Here is a 17,475-nt window from a genome sequence, read left to right as displayed (position 1 = left end):
GCGTCGATTCCGGGCGCCGCTAAATCTTCGCTGCCGCCTTCGGCCAATATTTGTCGCGTAAATGCCGCTTCACCAGCTTGCCGGTTGGCGTGCGCGGCAGCTCGGCTTCAAAGTCGACCGAGCGCGGGCATTTGATCGCGGAGAGGCGACTCTTGCAGTAGGCGATCAAATCGGCCTCGAGCTGCCTGCCGGCACGCTTCGGGTCGTGCGGCTGCACCACCGCCTTGACCTCTTCGCCCATCTCCTCGTTCGGCACGCCGAACACCGCGACGTCGGCGACTTCAGGGTGGGTGATGAGCACTTCCTCGGTTTCCTGCGGGTAGATGTTCACCCCGCCGGAGATGATCATGTAGGACTTGCGGTCGGTGAGAAAGAGAAAGCCGTCTCTGTCGAGATAGCCGACGTCGCCGAGCGTCGACCAGCCCTTTGCGTTGTAGGCCTTCTTCGTCTTCTCGGGATCGTTGTGATAGGTGAAAACAGGCGCATCGGCGAAATAGACCGTGCCGATCTCGCCTGTCGGCTGCTCCTCGTCGTTCTCGTCCAGAATCTTGATCTTGCCGACCACGGCGCGGCCGACGCTGCCGCGGTGCTCCAGCCATTCTTTCGAGTTGCAGACGGTAACGCCGTTGCCTTCCGAGCCCGCGTAATACTCGATCAGGATCGGTCCCCACCATTCGATCATTTTTGCCTTGACGTCGACCGGGCAGGGGGCGGCGGCGTGGATCGCGCCCTTCAGCGTGGAGACGTTGTAACGGTTGCGGACCTCGTCCGGCAGCTTCAGCATGCGCACGAACATGGTCGGCACGAGCTGTGACTGCGTGACCTTGTATTTTTCGATCAGCTTCAAGAATTCTTCGGCGTCAAAATGCTCCATGATGATGGAGGTGCCGCCGAGTACGGTCGCCATCATGTTGAAGCGCAAGGGAGCTGCGTGATAGAGCGGCGCCGGTGACAGATAAGTGCTCTCGGCGTTCATGCCGCACATATTGGCGCAGAGGACGCGCAGAAACGCGTTCGGCTCGTCGATCGGCTTGCCCTCGAACGCCTTCTTGATGCCCTTCGGCCGGCCGGTGGTGCCCGACGAATACAGCATGTCGTAGCCGGCGACCTCGTCGGCGATCGGCGTTGTCGGCTGCGCGGCCGCTTCCCTGTCGTAGGATCGGAAGCCGGCTTGCGGCTCGTCCATCATGTAGAAGACCGGCTCGCCGGCAGCACCCTTGATCAGGCCCTGGATCTGGTCGGCGCATTTCGGCGTCGTGATCACGACCTTCGCGCCGCAATCGGCGATGATGTAGTCGATCTCGTCCTGCTTCAAATAGCGGCTGATCGCGGTGTAATAGAGCCCGCTGCGCTGCGCGGCCCAGCAGATCTCCATGAAGGCGAGGCGGTTCTCCATCAGCAGCGCGATATGGTCGCCGGCTTTCAGCCCGAGCGAGCGGAACAGGTGCGCGCCCTGGTTCGAGAGCCCGTCGAGCTCGCGATAGGTGATCGCCTTGCCGGTGGCGGCCATCTGGTAGGCGATCTTGTCGGGAGTGGTCTGTGCGTGAACAGACGGGTGAGTCATTAGCGCGGTCCCAAGGCGTACGAGATGTCGTCCCGGCCTAGTGCGCAATTGCGCACGGGGGCCGGGACCCATAACCACGAATTTTAGTAATTGAAGTTAGATGTCGCCCCAACTCGCCCTAACTACAGGCTCTTGTGGATATGGGTCCCGGCCTTCGCCGGGACGACACCTTTATGCGGCAGCAGCTTACAGCCGCTCCACGATGGTCACATTGGCCATGCCGCCGCCTTCGCACATGGTCTGCAGGCCGTAACGCTTGCCGCGCTGGCGTAGCGCGTGGACCAGCGTCGTCATCAGCTTGGTGCCGGAGCCGCCGAGGGGATGGCCAAGCGCGATGGCGCCGCCATTGACGTTGAGGCGCTCCGGATCGGCGCCGGTGGTCTTGAGCCACGCGGTCGGTACCGAGGCGAAGGCCTCGTTGACCTCGAACAGGTCGATGTCGCCGATCGTCATGCCCGCCTTCTCCAGCGCGCGCTTGGTGGCCTGCAGCGGTGCATCGAGCATGATCACGGGATCGCCGCCCATCATGGTCATGTGATGGATGCGGGCCAGCGGCTTCACGCCGAGCTGCTTGAGGCCGCGCTCGTTCACCACCATCACGCCGGAGGCGCCGTCGCAGATCTGGCTGGCGCTGGCCGCGGAGAGCTTGCCGTTCTCGGCGATCAGCTTGACGCCCTTGATGCCGTCGAGCGTGGCGTCGAAGCGGATACCTTCGTCGATGTGGTGGGTGTCCTTGGAGCCGTCGGCGCGGATGATCTCGAGCGGCACGATCTCGGTCTTGAAGTGACCGGCCTGCGTTGCCGCGATCGCCCGCTGATGGCTGTTGTAGGAGTACTGGTCCAGCTCATCCTTGGAGAGGCCGTACTTCTCGGCCATCATCTCGGCGCCGGTGAACTGGCTGAACACGATGTTCGGATAACGCTGCTCGATGCCCGCGCTTTTGTAATTGCCAAAGCCGTTCTTGGCGGGAAGCTGCGAGGACATGCCCATCGGCACGCGCGTCATCGATTCCACGCCGGCGGCGATCACGACGTCCATCGTGCCGGACATCACCGCTTGGGCTGCAAAGTGCAGCGCCTGCTGCGAGGAGCCGCACTGGCGATCGATCGAGGTGCCCGGCACGCTCTCCGGCAGCTTCGAGGCCATGATCGCGTTGCGCGCGACGTTGTTGGACTGCTCACCGACTTGCATGACGCAGCCCATGATCACGTCCTCGACCAGGGCCGGATCGACCTTGGTGCGGTCGACCAATTCGTCCAGCACTTTTGCGGCGAGATCGGCCGGATGCCAGCCGGCGAGGCGGCCCCCCTTGCGCCCGCCGGCGGTACGCGCAGCGGCGACGATGTAAGCCTCGGCCATGTCGGTTTCTCCCTGGATTGTTCTGTATCGAATGGGTTGTCGGCGCGGATTTAAGGGGCGGCTGATCGTTTAGTCAATCGATCAATTAACTCTTGTGGGGAGGCGCTGCTTGAGGTTATCTGCGCGCCTCTCGAAGCGCATTCAGGAATCTCCGTGGCTACCAGCGTACCGAACAGGCTTCCCAGCGGAAAGAATTCCACGGCAGAGAAATTGCTCGTGGCCGCGAGCGAGCTGATGATCGAACGCTCCTCGATCGAGATCTCGCTGAGCGACATCGCACAGAAGTCGGGCGCCAACGCCGCGCTGGTCAAATATCATTTCGGAAACAAGGACGGTCTGCTGCTGGCTCTGCTCGAGCGCGACGCGGGGACGGAACTCTCCAACCTCGAATATCTGCTGGCCCAGCCGATTACGCCAACCGCGAAGCTGAAGCTGCATATCGCCGGCATCATTCGCGCCTATCACCGGTTTCCCTACATGAACCGGCTGATCCATTATCTGCTGCACGAGAGCGTCGCGGGCTCCGCGGACGAAGTCTCGAAATTCTTCGTCGCGCCGCTGCTCGACTTTCATCGCCGCCTGCTGGCCGAAGGCGTCAGCCGTGGCGAGTTTCGTGCCACCGATCCGGTGCTGTTCTACACCAGCCTGATCGGGGCCTGCGATCATTTGTTCTTCGGCCGGCACGCGATGTCTCGCGCGACCGGCGTCGGCCCGGTCACCGACGAAGTCTGCCGGCAATATATCAAGCACATGGAAACGCTGATCTGCGGCGGCATCCTCACGCAAGTCGAGGAAGCTGCCGCGGCTGGATGATCCGGCCGGAACTCTTCAAGCCTAGAGAAGAAACGCCCAAGGAAAGGTATTTGCGATGCAGTTGAAAGACGTAGCCGTTCTCATCACCGGCGGTGGTTCGGGCCTCGGTGCCGCGACCGCCCGCGCCATGGCCGCCAAGGGCGCCAAGATTGGTGTGATCGACCAGAGCAAGGAAAACGCCGAGAAGGTCGCCGCCGAAGTGAAAGGCGTCGCGCTGCATGCCGACGTCACCAGCGAAGAGCAGATCAAAGCGGCGATCGCCAAGGCGGAAGCCGCGCACGGCGTCGCGCGCGTACTGATGAACTGCGCCGGCATCGGCGGCTCGCAGCGCATCGTCGGCCGCGATGGCGTCTACCCGCTGGAAAAGTTTGCGCGCATCATCAACGTCAACCTCATAGGCACTTTCAACTGCCTGCGTCTGTTCGCCGAACGCCTGGTGACGATCGAGCCGGTCGGTGAAGAGCGTGGCGTCATTATCAACACGGCTTCCGTTGCGGCCTATGAAGGCCAGATCGGCCAGATCGCCTATGCTGCTTCGAAGGGTGGTGTCGTTGGTTTGACCCTGCCGGCGGCGCGCGACCTCGCCAGCCAGAAAATCCGCGTCAATACCATCGCGCCCGGCCTGTTCATGACGCCGCTGCTGATGGGCCTGAACGAAGAGGCCCGCAAGAGCCTGGGCGCCCAGGTGCCCCATCCCTCGCGTCTTGGCGATGCGAACGAATACGGCGCGCTCGCCGTGCACATGGTCGAGAACGCGATGCTCAACGGCGAGACCATCCGTCTCGACGGCGCCATCCGCATGGCGCCGCGGTAGCTCTTCTTCCTTCTCCCCTTGTGGGAGAAAGTGGCGCGCTTTGGAGCGCAATTGCGCTCCTGAGCGCGCCGGATGAGGGGTTTGCGTCCGCGGAGACAAACCCCTCACCCAAGTGAACTCTGGGCTCACAGCGTACATGCCCTCTCCCACAAGGGAGAGGGCGCAGCAATCGGCACCGCGAATGGCGGCAAGCACGAGGCGCCTCATGTCCCAACCGCTGCTGATCGAGCACAACGACGGCGTCGACACGGTGACGCTCAATCGTCCTGAGAGCCTCAACGCGCTTGATCCGGCGTTGATCGACGCACTCAACGTCTACTTCCAGGGCCTCCAGCGCAACCGCGATACGCGCGTCGTGGTGCTGAAGGGCGCCGGCAAGAATTTTTGCGCAGGCCTCGATCTCAAGGCGGCGATGGCGCGTCGTGCCGGGCAGCAGGAGCCGCCCGGCGTCACCGAGTCGCTGGATTCGCAACGGCGCATCGCCGACATTGTGATGCTGATGCGGCGCTGTCCGCAGCCGATCCTGGCGCTGGTGCAGGGCGCGGCGGCCGGGGGCGGTTTTGCGCTGGCGCTTGCGTCTGACATTCGCATCGCGACGAAGTCGGCCCGAATGAACTGCGCCTTTATCAAGCTCGGGCTCGGCGGCTGCGACATCGGCACCAGTTATTTCCTGCCGCGCCTCGTCGGTGTTTCCGTGGCCTCGGAGCTGATCCTCACAGGGCGCTTCATCGGCGCCGACCGCGCGCTGGCGGTCGGGCTGGTCTCCGAGGTCGTCGACGAGGACAAGCTCGATGACGCCGCCGAACCCTACGTCGATGCGATGATCACGGCGTCGCCCGTAGGCCTGCGCCTGTCAAAAGAGTGCCTCAATATGAGCGTCGATGCCGGATCGCTGGAAGCCGTTATCGCGATGGAGGACCGCAACCAGGTCCTGTGCAGCCGCTCCGAGGAGTTTTCGGAGGGCATCAGGGCCTTCCTTGAGAAGCGAAAGCCTGTCTATATCAAGCGCTGACAACGAAGATCCGTAAAGGACGAGAAATTCCGGGAGACGCAAAATGAGTGGGAATGCGGCGGCGGTGATGACGAAGCCCGCGTTTCGCAAGGTCGAGTGGCTCAAGCGCGACATCGACGTCGAGCGGCGCGGCGACGGCACTGTTGTGCTGAAGTCGCGCATTCCGCTGCAAGCTCACGAGACGCATATTCCGGCTTCGCTGGCGAAGTGGGCCAAGCAAGCGCCCGAGCGCATCTGGCTCGCGCAGCGCGGCGGTCCGAACCGCGAATGGCGCAAGGTGTCCTATGGCGAAGCCAAGCGCACGGTGGATGCGCTGACGCAGGGCTTGCTCAATCTCGCGCTCGACGGCCGCCCGGTTACGATCCTCTCCGGCAATTCGATCGAGCATGCGCTGATGACGCAGGCCGCGATGCAGGCGCGCGTCCCGGCCGCGCCGGTGTCGCCTGCCTACTCCTTGATGAGCCATGATCACGTCAAACTGAAATATCTGTTCGATCTGATCAAGCCCGCCGTGGTGATGGTGCAGGATGGCCCGACTTTCGAGAAGGCGCTGAAAGCGCTCGATCTCACCGGCGTCACCATCGTTCACGTCCTGCGGCCTTGCGACGGCATCAAGAGCGTCAGCTTTGCCGAGCTCGTGGCGACGCCCGTGACCGCCGATGTCGAAGCGTCGATCGCGAAGATCGCGCCTGAGACCGTCGGCAAGCTGCTGTTCACGTCAGGCTCGACCGGCATGCCCAAGGCCGTCATCAACACGCAAGCGATGATGTGCGCCAATGCGGCGATGATGATGCAGGTGCGGCCGCGCGATCCCAGCGGTCCGATCTCCACCATGCTGGACTGGATGCCCTGGAACCACACCATGGGCGGCAATGCGGCGTTCCACCCGATCCTGGTCGACGGCGGCACGCTCTATATCGATGACGGCCGGCCGATGCCGGGCCAGTTCGAGGAGACGCTCCGGAATCTGCGCGAGATATCGCCGACTTATTACGCCAACGTGCCGGCCGGCTACGCTGCTTTGGCCGCAGCGATGGAGAAGGACGATGCGCTGTGCCGCTCCTTCTTCAAGAACCTCTCGATCATGGCCTATGGCGGCGCGCGGCTGCCTGATGATCTCTACGATCGCATGCAGGCTCTCGCCGTGAAAACCACCGGCGAGCGCATCGTGTTCTACACCGGCTGGGGCTCGACCGAGACCGCGCCGACTTCGACCGGCACCTATTGGGACACCGAGCGTGTCGGCCTGATTGGCCTGCCGTTCCCCGGCGTCGAACTGAAGATGGTGCCGTGCGGCTCGAAATACGAGCTGCGTCTGCGCGGCGTCAACGTCACGCCGGGATATTTCGGCCAGCCCGATCTCACCAAGAAGATGTTCGACGAGGAAGGTTTCTACTGTATCGGCGATGCCGGCATCTTTGTAGACGATTCCGATCCCGTGCAGGGCATCATCTTCGCCGGGCGCGTGGTCGAGGATTTCAAGCTCACCACCGGCACTTTCGTCCATGTCGGCTCGCTGCGCACCGATGCGATCGCGGCTGCGACGCCTGTCGTGCACGATGCACTGGTCGCGGGGCAGGACCGTCCGTTCATCGGCCTGCTGGCCTGGCCGAACCTGCATGCTTGCCGCCAACTCGTCGGCAATCCCGACCTGAGTTTCGAGGATGCGGTGAAGCACCCCGAGGTGATCGCCTGCTTCCGGCGCGGACTGGAAGCGCACAACCGGGAGTGCGAAGGCGCCGGCAGCCGCATCATCGCGCGCGCCATGCTGATGGCGGAGCCGCCCTCGATCGACGGCAACGAGCTCACCGACAAGGGCTACATCAACCAGCGCGCCGGCCTGGAGCGCCGCGTCGGGCTGGTGGAGCGGCTTTATGCCGACAAGCCCGACCAGGACGTCATCATTCTCAAGTAATCGACATCATCAACACGGATACGCGCCATGAACTTCGATTTCTCTGACGACCAGAAGCAGCTCCGCGACCAGGCGCGCAAATTCCTCACCGAGAAGTGCTCGCCTAAGGCGGTGCGCGCAATTCTCGACGGCAAGGCGCCGTATGACAAGGAGCTGTGGAAGGGCCTCGCCGAGATGGGCTTTCTCGGTGTCGCGATTCCCGAGGACTTTGGTGGTGCGGGCGCCGGTCATCTCGAACTTTGCGTGATCGCCGAGGAGATGGGCCGGGCCAATGCGCCGGTGCCGTTTTCCTCCACCGTCTATCTCGCCGCCGAAGCGCTGCTGATTGCCGGCAGCGATTCGCAGAAGAAGAAATGGTTGCCGGCGATTGCCTCCGGCGAGGCGATCGGCACGCTGGCGCTGTTCGAGGGCAAGGGCAATCCGTCGCCGAAGAACATCAAGCTGACGGCTGCAAACGGCGTGCTCAGCGGTGTCAAGAAGCCGGTTGCGGATGGCGCGATTGCCGACTTCGCAGTGGTCGCGGCACGTACGGGATCGAGCGGACGCGATGGTGACATTTCCTTGTTCATTGTCGATCTCAAGGGCGGCGGCGTCGAGGTGAAGAGTCTCACCAATCTCGATCCGATCCGCGGGCAGGCCGAGATCACTTTCAGGGATTGCAAGGCCGAGCCGCTCGGAGCAGCCGGCGAAGGGTGGAGCATCCTGACCCAGGTGCTGGACCGGGCCGCGGTGCTGTGCGCTTTCGAGCAGGTCGGCGGCTCCGACCGCGCACTGGAGATGGGCCGCGACTACGCGCTCGACCGCATCGCCTTCGGTCGCCAGATCGGTTCGTTCCAGGCCGTCAAGCACATGCTCGCCGATATGTATGTCTCGGCGACGCTGGCGCGGTCCAACAGCTATTACGGCGCCTGGGCGCTCTCGACCAACGCAGGTGAATTGCCGGAAGCCGCCGCCGCCGCGCGCATCAGCGCGACGCAGGCGTTCCAGCACTGCGCCAAGAACAACATCCAGGTCCACGGTGGCATGGGTTTCACCTGGGAGTTCGACTGCCACATGTACTACCGCCGCGCCAACGCCATGGCGCTCGGGCTCGGCAGCCTGTCCTATTGGGAAGACCAGTTGATCGACCGCATGCGCAAGAAGAACGCGGCGTAGGCGAAGGGCACCGTCATGAACTTCGAAGACACCCCGCAGGAGGCCGCATTCCGCGCCACCGCCCGCGCCTGGATCGCGGCGAACGCGCCGCAACAGTACGAGGACGAGCTGCGCAAATCCTCGCTCGGCCGCACCCAGCTCAAGAACGCCAACATCCTGGAAGTCGCAAAGGCCTGGCAGAAGAAAAAGGCCGACGCCGGCTGGGCCTGCCTGCATTGGCCGAAGGATTATGGCGGCCGCGGCTCGTCGCCGATCGAGCGCGTGATCTGGCAGCAGGAAGAGGGCCCGTTCGGCAAGCTGTCCGGCATGTTCATCATCGGCCACGGCATGTGCGGGCCGACCATGATGGCATTCGCGCGCGAGGAGCATAAGCGCCGCTATCTGCCGCCGCTCGCCTCCGGCGACAAAGTCTGGTGCCAGCTGTTCTCCGAGCCGGCCGGCGGCTCCGATGTCGCAGGGCTTCGCACGCGCGCGGAGAAGGACGGCGAGGACTGGCTCATCAACGGCCAGAAGATCTGGACGTCGGGGGCGCATTATTCCGACTACGGCATTTTGCTCACCCGCACCGATCCCAACGTGGCCAAGCACAAGGGCCTCACCATGTTCTTCCTGGACATGAAGAGCCCCGGTGTCGAGGTGCGGCCGATCAAGCAGGCCAGCGGTGCCTCCGACTTCAACGAGGTCTATTTCACCAACGTCCGCATCCCCGATCATCAGCGCCTTGGCGAGGTCAATGACGGCTGGAACGTCTCGCTGACGACGCTGATGAACGAGCGGATGTCGATCGGCGCCGGCGTCTCGACCGGCTTTCCGGAACTGTTCGACTATTGCTCCAGCCTGATGCTCGACGACGGTCCCGCGATCGAGGACCGCGCGGTGCGCGCGAAGCTGGCGAACTGGGCGGTCAAGGCGAGCGGCCTGCGCTACACCAGCATGCGCGCGATCTCGGCGCTGTCGAAGGGGGAGCGGCCGGGGCCGGAAAACTCCATCGGCAAGCTGGTGGCGGGCTCCATGATCCAGGATGTCGCGACCTACGCGCTGGATTTGCAGGGCGCTGCCGGTGTGGTCAGTGGCCCCGAAGATGCCGAAGTCGCTGGCCGCTTCCAGGCGATGCTGCTGCGCGCGCCCGGCACCCGTGTCGAAGGCGGCACCGACGAGATCATGCGCAACATCATCGCCGAGCGGGTGCTGGGCCTGCCCGGCGATATCCGTGTCGACAAGGACGTGCCGTTCAACAAGATCCCGACCAAGGGAAGAGGCTGACCCTCATCCTGAGGAGCCGCGGAACGCGGCGTCTCGAAGGATGAAGGCCCCACTGGGGCCTCGTGGTTCGAGACGGCGCTACGCGCCTCCTCACCATGAGGGACTAACACCGAGCAAGAACTGAGGTTCGCCATGAATTTCGATGACACCCCGCAGGAAGCCGCATTCCGCGAGACCGCGCGCAAATGGGTCGACGCCAACGCGCCGAAGGAGTTTTTGGCGGAGCTGTCAAAATCCTCGCTCGGCCGCATCCGGCTTGCACAGCACGACATCGTCGATGTCGGCAAGGCCTGGCAGAAGAAGAAGGCGGAGGGCAACTGGGCCTGTCTGCACTGGCCGAAAGAGTATGGCGGCCGCGGCGCCACGCCGATCGAGCGCGTGATCTGGCAGCAGGAGGAAGGCGTCTACGGCAAGCTGACCCAGCCGTTCCAGATCGGCGAAGGCATGTGCGGCCCGACCGTGATGGCGTTCGGCAGCGAGGACGCCAAGCGCCGCCATTTGCCGAAGCTTGCCGCGGGCGAGGAGATCTGGTGCCAGCTGTTCTCCGAGCCGTCGGCCGGCTCTGATGTCGCGGGCTTGCGCACGCGCGCGGAGAAGAAGGGCGACAATTGGGTCGTCAACGGCCAGAAGATCTGGACCTCAGGCGCGCATTATTCCGACTATGGCCTTTTGATCGCGCGCACCGATCCCAACGTGCCCAAGCACAAGGGCCTCACCATGTTCTTTCTGGACATGAAGAGCCCCGGCGTCGAGGTGCGCCCGATCAAGCAGGCCAACGGCATGCAGGAGTTCAGCGAGGTCTATTTCACCGACGTCGTCATTCCGGACAGCCAGCGCCTCGGCGCCATCGGCGAGGGCTGGAGCGTGTCGCTGACCACGCTGATGAACGAGCGCATGTCGATCGGCTCCCGGCTTGCGACCGGCGTTCCCGAGATGTTCGAGTTCTGCTCCAACCTGATGCTGGAGGACGGGCTCGCCATCGACGATCCCGCCGTACGTTCAAAACTTGCGAGCTGGGCGGTGAAGTCGAGCGGGCTGAAATACACCAGCTACCGCGCGATCTCGGCGCTGTCCAAGGGCGACAGGCCGGGGCCGGAGAATTCGATCGGCAAGCTGGTGTCCGGCATGATGCTCCAGGACATTGCGACCTACGCCATGGACCTCCAGGGCGCGGCCGGCGTTCTCACCGGCGTGGACGAGGAGACGGTGCAGGGCCAGTTTCAGCAGATGCTGCTGTCCTCGCCCTCGATGCGCATCGCCGGCGGCACCGACGAGATATTGCGCAACATCATCGCCGAGCGCGTGCTGGGATTGCCGGGCGACATCCGCGTCGACAAGGACGTGCCGTATAACAAGATCCCGACGAAGGGGCGTTGATATCTCGTGTCCCGGACGCGCGAAGCGCGAGCCGGGACCCGGGAGCCACGATGGACAGGCCACAATGGGCCCCGGCTCAGCGCCGCATCACTTCGTGCTGCGTCGCGTCCGGGGCACGAAAAGCGAGCTAGGCAATGGACGCTAAAGTGAACCAAAACGACCGCATCGGCGTGCTCGAAGAGCTCCTCAACGAGCGCTATTCGGTGCGTGCCTTCCTGGCCAAGGACGTCGATCGCGCGACGATCGAACATTTGCTGACTACCGCGCAGCGCACGGCGTCGTGGTGCAACAGTCAGCCCTGGCAGGTGATCATCGCCAGCGGCGAGGCCAGGGAGCGCTTCCGCAAGCTGATTTACGCGGAAGCATCCGGCGGGCTCGGCGACGATTATGACTTCACGCCGCCGCGCGAGTATGTCGGCGCCTATCTCGAACGCCGCCGCGAGAGCGGTTTTCAGCTCTACAACACGCTCGGCATCGTCAGGGGCGACAAGACGGCCTATGCAAAGCAGGCGCTGGAGAACTACAATTTCTTCGGCGCGCCGCATGTGGCCATCATCCACACCAACGAGCCGCTCGGCATCTACGGTGCGATCGATTGCGGCGCTTATGTCTCGAACTTCATGCTGGCCGCGCAGGCGCTCGGGGTCGGCACGATTCCGCAGGCGGCGCTGGCGCGCCACTCCGGCCTGATCCGCCGCCATTTCAATCTGCCTGATGACCGCCGCATCGTCTGCGGCATCTCGTTCGGCTATGCCGACAACGCCCACAAGGTCAACAGCTACCGCACCTCGCGTGCGAGCGTGGCCGAGACCGTGACCTTCGTGGACGAGTGATCGCCGCCACGCTACCCGCCATCCATAAGCCCGCATCAGGTTTTCAGACGCGCGAAGACGGCCGCGGAAGCGGCCGCCTTCGTCTTGTTTAAGTCCGATTGACGCCCGCCGCTATCCGCCGCTGCCGCCGATCACAGCGCGGATGGTCTCGTCGGGCCCGAAATCCTCGGCACCGTCGACATAGAGCAGCGCCGCGAGCTTCGAGCGCGCGCGGTTGACGCGGCTCTTGATCGTGCCGACTGCGCAGCCGCAGATCGAAGCCGCATCCTCGTAGGAGAAGCCGGAGGCACCGACCAGGATCAGCGCTTCACGCTGGTCCTGCGGAAGCTTATCGAGCGCCGTGCGGAATTCCTCGAACTCGAGATGGGCGTTCTGCGAGGGCTGTGTCTTCAGCGTCTTGGCATAGTTGCCTTCGGCATCCTCGACTTCCCGCCGCCGCTTGCGATAGTCGGAGCGGAACAGGTTGCGCAAGATCGTGAACAGCCACGCCGGCAGGTTGGAGCCGGGCTGGAACGAGTCGATGTTGGCAAGCGCGCGCAACAGCGTCTCCTGAACCAGATCGTCCGCGCGGTCCGCATTGCCGCTGAGCGAGATGGCGAACGCGCGCAGGCTGGGCACGGCCGCCAGAATGTCGTTACGCAGGGAGTCGGTGAGAGGCATCAATCCCTCCCATTGTTGTCGTTGGATCCGCCACCATTTTCTACTTGGGGTGTCGCTCCTGGCGCATCAAGCTTCTTGATGAGTTCCGCGAACCGGTCCGGAACGCCCTGCCGCACCACGTCGTCGTACATGGCGCGCAGCTGATGGCCGATCCGGGATTGGATTTCCGGAGTGAGCCCTCCTTTGCCGGGGGTCGTGCTTTTGCTTGCTTGAGACTTGAGATCTTTCATGACCTGTTCCACGTTTCCCCGAGTTAAGTGACTGTAAAATCGAGAAGTTCTCTCAACCGGGAGCCGTTCCCTGGATAGGCTCAATTCGAGCTGCGAGAAAAAGTTCCGCCCCGATGCGGAACTTTTCTCGGTCTGAAGCGTAATCAGCCCAGCAGGGGAACCCCGGGCCCCCCGCGTAACGTCTGCACGTCAAGGTCGGCCCGAAGATGAATGGAGTGGGGATGTCCCGTTCACAGCTTGTTGCTGAACACTTGCCTTTGCTGCGCCGATACGCACGCGCCCTGACGGGCAGCCAGTCATCCGGTGACGCCTATGTCGCAGCCATGTTGGAAGCCATGCTGGGAGATCCGTCGGTGCTCGACGAGAGCCACGGGCCCCGCGCCGGCCTGTTCCGGCTGTTCACCCAGATCTGGAATTCCGTTTCCGTCAACGACGATTCCGAGGTGACGAACCTGCCGATGCCGCCGGAGCGACGGCTGTCGAACATCACGCCGCTGCCGCGGCAGGCCTTTCTGCTGCTCTCGCTTGAGGGATTCTCGGAAGAGGAAGTCGGCTACATTCTCGGCACCGACGTCAGCGAGACGCGCCGGCTTGCGGATGCCGCAGGGCGCGAGATGGCCGTCGAGATCGCCACCGACGTGCTGATCATCGAGGATGAGACCTTCATCGCCATGGACCTCGAGAGCCTGGTGAAGAATCTCGGGCACAATGTCGTTGGCGTCGCCCGCACGCACGCCGATGCGGTCGCGCTGGCCAAAAACAAGCGGCCCGGCCTGATCCTCGCCGACATCCAGCTCGCCGACGGCTCGTCGGGCCTCGACGCCGTCAACGAGCTGCTCCGCACCTTCGAGGTGCCGGTGGTGTTCATCACTGCGTACCCCGAGCGCTTCCTCACCGGCGAGCGCCCCGAGCCGGCGTTCCTGATCTCAAAACCGTTCCAGCCGGCGATGGTGTCGGCGGTGGCGAGCCAGGCCCTGTTCTTCCAGCGCAACTCCCGCAACCGCGCCCCGAAAGTACCGGCGGCGTAAGGAAGGCGCCTGCGCCCGGCATTTGACGACATCTGATCCGGCGTGCCGCAAGGTGCGCCGGATTTTTGTTGACCGGTTGCCGCGCTTGACGGCCGTCGAATTCGCCGCTCATACCTCGTGCAGCGGCCGTTGCAGCCGCAGTGCCATCGGAGACGTGTTCATGGACCAAGAACTCCTCGACCGCCTCGCCATCCGTGACCTCGTCGAGAATTGGGCGGTCTGGCGCGATGCCGGCGACTGGGAGCGTTTTGCCACCGTCTGGCACCAAGAGGGCTGGATGTCCGCCACTTGGTTTCAGGGGCCGGCGCGGGATTTCATGCGGGTTAGCCAGGAGGGGTTTGCCAAGGGCGTGCGCATCCTGCATTTCCTCGGCGGCACCAGCATCGACCTCGAGGGTGCGCGCGCCATCGCACAGACCAAGATGACCATCTCGCAGCGCGCGCCGGTCCACGACGTGCCCTGCGACGTCGTCTGCACCGGGCGCTTCTACGATTTCCTGGAGAAGCGGCAGCGAAAATGGGGCATCATCCGCCGCCAGCCGATCTACGAGAAGGACCGGATCGATCCGGTCGATCCCGCCGCGACACTTCAGCTCGACCAGAAAGCCCTCGCCGCGCTGCCCGAAGGCTACCGCCATCTCGCCTACATGCAGGAGCTGATCGGCTACAAGGTCAAGCGCGACATGCCCGGCCTCACCGGGCCTGAGGTCGAGAAGCTCTATGGCGAAGGGCGGGAGTGGCTGGCGGAAAAGGCGAAGTGAAGCCCAGACAGAAGTGAAGCCCAGACAAAAGTAAGGCGCGACTGGCATCACCACAGTCGCGCCCTACGTCGCCGGCTTATGGGGCAGGGGGGAATAGCCGGCTGTTGAAACGACTCCCCGCCGCCGGAGTCGTTCCAGGCGGTTGCGAAATTTTTTGCCAGGGTCGCCGTGCACACGGTTAAGTGATCTTAACGATTGAGAACTCCCGGTCCTCTGCTCCGTTGTTCCCGCATCGCCATGGGGCGATGGGACCGATAGATATGTCACAGATTCAAAAGGTATTTTTGGGCGCCGTCGCGATTGCCGCAACGCTTGGCGCCGTCCAGGTGGGCGCCGTGCAGCTGGCCTCCGGCCATGATCTGGCCGACCGCTGGCAGGCTGTTGCTGACAAGCCGGGCCATAACGTCAATCGCTCCAGCAAAGCCGACCGGCTGCCCGATATCAAGCAGGCGGGGGTCCCGACCCGCACTGTGTCGATGCGGCTGAACGACCTGGCTGACACGTCGGTGCTGCTGCGCATCCCCGCGGTGATCGAGACCGGCAATGCCAAGCCGCCGGTGCTGCTCCCGAACCAGAAGCAGAGCCGCAAGAAGCCGACGATTGCCTGCGAGCCGATGGTCAGCTCCCTGACCGAGGTCGCAAAGCTGCTCCAGCCCGGCCGCTGTGTGACCTGATCGGCATGGACCGGGATAAGTCGCCCTCCGCGGGGAGGGCGATTGTTCACGTCCACTTGATCCACTACCCCATCGCGTTATATCCCGGGTCTCTTCCCCTTCGATTGACCGGGTGAACGCATGACGACGTCAGACACGGCTGTGCATACGCAGCCCTTCCAGGCCGAGGTTTCCGAGCTTTTGCACCTGATGGTGCACTCCGTCTATTCCGAGACCGACATCTTCCTGCGCGAGCTCGTCTCCAACGCATCGGACGCCTGTGACAAGCTGCGCTATGAAGCCATCGCCGGTCCGGCGCTGCTGGGCGAGGACGACGTTCTCAAGATTCGTATCATTCCGAACAAGACCGCGGGGACGTTGACGATCGCCGACAATGGCATCGGCATGGAGCGGCAGGAGCTGATCGACCATCTCGGCACCATCGCCCGCTCCGGCACCAAGGCCTTCGTGTCGAAGCTCAAGGAAGCCAAGGACGGCCTCGGCCTGATCGGCCAATTCGGCGTCGGCTTCTATTCCGCCTTCATGGTCGCCGACAAGATCGTCGTGGTCAGCCGCCGCGCCGGCGAGAGTGACGTCTGGACCTGGACGTCCTCGGGCGGCTCCGGCTTCGAGATCGCGCGTGCCAGCGACGAGGAAGCGGCGCGTGCCGCGCGCGGCACCGAGATCGTCTTGCACATCAAGGACGATGCCAAGAAATATCTCGAAGCTCACGAGATCGAGCGCATCGTCGGCGCCTATTCCGACAACATCCTGTTCCCGATCGAGCTGGTGCCGGAAGAGGGCGAGCCGCGCCAGATCAATTCGGCGAGCGCGCTGTGGCAGCGCTCCAAGTCCGAGCTGACAGCCGAGGACTACAAGAAGGCGTATCAGCAGATCGCATCCGCCTTCGACGATCCCGCGATGACGCTGCACTACCGCGCCGAAGGCCGCTATTCCTACGCCGTGCTGCTGTTCGCGCCGTCGACGAAACCGTTCGACCTGTTCGAGCCCTCGCGTAAAGGTCGCGTCAAGCTCTACGTCCGCCGCGTCTTCATCACGGATGACGCCGATCTGTTGCCGGGCTATCTGCGCTTCATCCGCGGCGTCGTCGACAGCGAGGATCTTCCGCTGAACATCTCGCGCGAGATGCTGCAGAACAATCCGCAGCTCGTGCAGATCCGTAAAGCGGTGGCGACGCGTGTGGTAAACGAACTCGAAAGCCTTGCCGACAAGGACCCGGAGAACTTTGCGAAGATCTGGGAGGCCTTCGGCGCGGTGCTGAAGGAAGGTATCTACGAGGATTTCGAGCGCCGTGAAAAGCTGCTCGCGCTGTCGCGTTTCACCACGACTTCGGGCGAGAAGCGCTCGCTCAAGGACGTCATCGCCGATTTCAAGCCGAACCAGACCGAGATCCATTATCTCGTCGGCGACAGCATCGAGCGGCTGAAGTCGAGCCCCCGGCTCGAGGCGGCGACCGCGCGCGGCATCGAAGTGCTGCTGCTTTCCGATCCGGTCGACGCCTTCTGGACCTCGATGCCATCGGAGTTCGAGGGCAAACCGCTGAAGTCGCTGAGCCAGGGCGACCTCAACCTCGACCTGATTCCGCGCGTCGACGAGGCGGACGAGGCGAAGAAGGACGAGCCGGCCGCCGACGAGGCCGCCACCATCGCCGTGATCAAGGCCGCGCTGGGCGAGCGCGTCAACGACGTCAAGGCCTCGACGCGCCTCACCAGCTCCGCCTCCTGCCTCGTCGCCGACAGCCAGGGCCCGAGCCGCGAGCTCGAGCGCATCCTGGCGCAGCAGAACCGCGGCATGCGCACCAAGCCGATCCTCGAGATCAATCTGCGCCATGCGCTGGTCACGGCGATCACCAAGGCTCAAGCCGGCTCGAAGGTGGTCGACGATCTCAGTCTGCTCCTGCTCGAACAGGCGCAGATCCTGGATGGCGAGCTGCCGGAAGACCCTGCGGCTTTTGCCGCACGGCTGAACCGGCTGGTATTGCAGGGGCTCGACGGATAGCAGGCACAGGCCATATGCGC

Annotated in this window: 16 protein-coding genes; 12 read left to right on the top strand and 4 right to left on the bottom strand. The window is 63.8% G+C overall.

All coding sequences use genetic code 11. From position 1 onward, the window contains the following. Positions 1–19: 19 nt before the first annotated feature. Positions 20–1,564 carry an acyl-CoA synthetase gene (locus ABIB06_RS25600; RefSeq protein WP_354125679.1) on the bottom strand — a complete coding sequence of 515 codons (1,545 nt, stop codon included), beginning with the start codon at positions 1,562–1,564 and terminating at the stop codon, positions 20–22. A 186-nt stretch (positions 1,565–1,750) separates the two neighbouring features. After that, entirely contained in the window at positions 1,751–2,923 is a 1,173-nt protein-coding gene (locus ABIB06_RS25595) for an acetyl-CoA C-acetyltransferase (RefSeq protein WP_354050676.1), read from the bottom strand. 153 nt (positions 2,924–3,076) lie between these two features. On the opposite strand from ABIB06_RS25595, the gene ABIB06_RS25590 reads away from it, so the two are divergent. The 8 genes from ABIB06_RS25590 (at position 3,077) to ABIB06_RS25555 (ending at position 12,105) form a co-directional block, all read left to right on the top strand. Then, entirely contained in the window at positions 3,077–3,736 is a 660-nt protein-coding gene (locus tag ABIB06_RS25590) for a TetR family transcriptional regulator (protein ID WP_354050678.1), read from the top strand. A gap of 55 nt (positions 3,737–3,791) precedes the next feature. Further along, positions 3,792–4,550, top strand: a complete 759-nt coding sequence (locus ABIB06_RS25585; protein WP_247351049.1) for an SDR family NAD(P)-dependent oxidoreductase — start codon at positions 3,792–3,794, stop codon at positions 4,548–4,550. Between the two features lie 205 nt (positions 4,551–4,755). Further along, a complete protein-coding gene (locus tag ABIB06_RS25580; protein WP_354050680.1) occupies positions 4,756–5,562 on the top strand; it encodes an enoyl-CoA hydratase/isomerase family protein in 807 nt (268 codons plus the stop codon). Positions 5,563–5,605: 43 nt separating this feature from the next. Then, positions 5,606–7,477 carry an AMP-binding protein gene (locus tag ABIB06_RS25575; RefSeq protein WP_354050682.1) on the top strand — a complete coding sequence of 624 codons (1,872 nt, stop codon included), beginning with the start codon at positions 5,606–5,608 and terminating at the stop codon, positions 7,475–7,477. A 27-nt stretch (positions 7,478–7,504) separates the two neighbouring features. Then, the gene (locus ABIB06_RS25570; protein ID WP_354050684.1) at positions 7,505–8,632 is read left to right on the top strand and encodes an acyl-CoA dehydrogenase family protein; all 1,128 of its coding nucleotides are present in this window, start codon (positions 7,505–7,507) and stop codon (positions 8,630–8,632) included. 15 nt (positions 8,633–8,647) lie between these two features. Then, on the top strand, positions 8,648–9,895 hold the full coding sequence (locus tag ABIB06_RS25565; RefSeq protein WP_354050685.1) for an acyl-CoA dehydrogenase: 1,248 nt from the start codon (positions 8,648–8,650) through the stop codon (positions 9,893–9,895). A 132-nt stretch (positions 9,896–10,027) separates the two neighbouring features. Next, entirely contained in the window at positions 10,028–11,272 is a 1,245-nt protein-coding gene (locus ABIB06_RS25560) for an acyl-CoA dehydrogenase (protein ID WP_354050687.1), read from the top strand. 134 nt (positions 11,273–11,406) lie between these two features. Then, positions 11,407–12,105, top strand: coding sequence for a nitroreductase (locus ABIB06_RS25555; RefSeq protein ID WP_354050688.1), 699 nt, complete (start codon positions 11,407–11,409; stop codon positions 12,103–12,105). A 111-nt stretch (positions 12,106–12,216) separates the two neighbouring features. Here the strand turns inward: ABIB06_RS25555 and ABIB06_RS25550 are convergent, their stop codons facing one another. Continuing rightward, positions 12,217–12,765, bottom strand: coding sequence for a sigma-70 family RNA polymerase sigma factor (locus ABIB06_RS25550; protein ID WP_007597240.1), 549 nt, complete (start codon positions 12,763–12,765; stop codon positions 12,217–12,219). Continuing rightward, entirely contained in the window at positions 12,765–12,995 is a 231-nt protein-coding gene (locus tag ABIB06_RS25545; protein WP_026232505.1) for a NepR family anti-sigma factor, read from the bottom strand. Before ABIB06_RS25545 ends, ABIB06_RS25550 begins: the two co-directional genes overlap by 1 nt. Before the next feature lie 221 nt (positions 12,996–13,216). Here ABIB06_RS25545 and ABIB06_RS25540 point away from each other — a divergent pair, with 221 nt between their 5' ends. From ABIB06_RS25540 to htpG, 4 genes are all read left to right on the top strand, one after another. Next, positions 13,217–14,023, top strand: coding sequence for a response regulator (locus tag ABIB06_RS25540; RefSeq protein ID WP_247351040.1), 807 nt, complete (start codon positions 13,217–13,219; stop codon positions 14,021–14,023). A 160-nt stretch (positions 14,024–14,183) separates the two neighbouring features. Next, the gene (locus tag ABIB06_RS25535; protein ID WP_354050691.1) at positions 14,184–14,783 is read left to right on the top strand and encodes a nuclear transport factor 2 family protein; all 600 of its coding nucleotides are present in this window, start codon (positions 14,184–14,186) and stop codon (positions 14,781–14,783) included. Between the two features lie 260 nt (positions 14,784–15,043). Further along, a complete protein-coding gene (locus tag ABIB06_RS25530) occupies positions 15,044–15,457 on the top strand; it encodes a hypothetical protein (RefSeq protein ID WP_247339564.1) in 414 nt (137 codons plus the stop codon). Positions 15,458–15,577: 120 nt separating this feature from the next. Continuing rightward, the gene (gene htpG, locus ABIB06_RS25525; RefSeq protein ID WP_354050693.1) at positions 15,578–17,455 is read left to right on the top strand and encodes a molecular chaperone HtpG; all 1,878 of its coding nucleotides are present in this window, start codon (positions 15,578–15,580) and stop codon (positions 17,453–17,455) included. Positions 17,456–17,475: the final 20 nt, after the last annotated feature.

The organism is Bradyrhizobium sp. LB8.2 (assembly GCF_040548035.1).
Taxonomy (GTDB): Bacteria; Pseudomonadota; Alphaproteobacteria; order Rhizobiales; family Xanthobacteraceae; genus Bradyrhizobium.
Note: the sequence above shows the minus strand (reverse complement) of the source record. Positions and strands in the feature narration are given on the sequence as shown.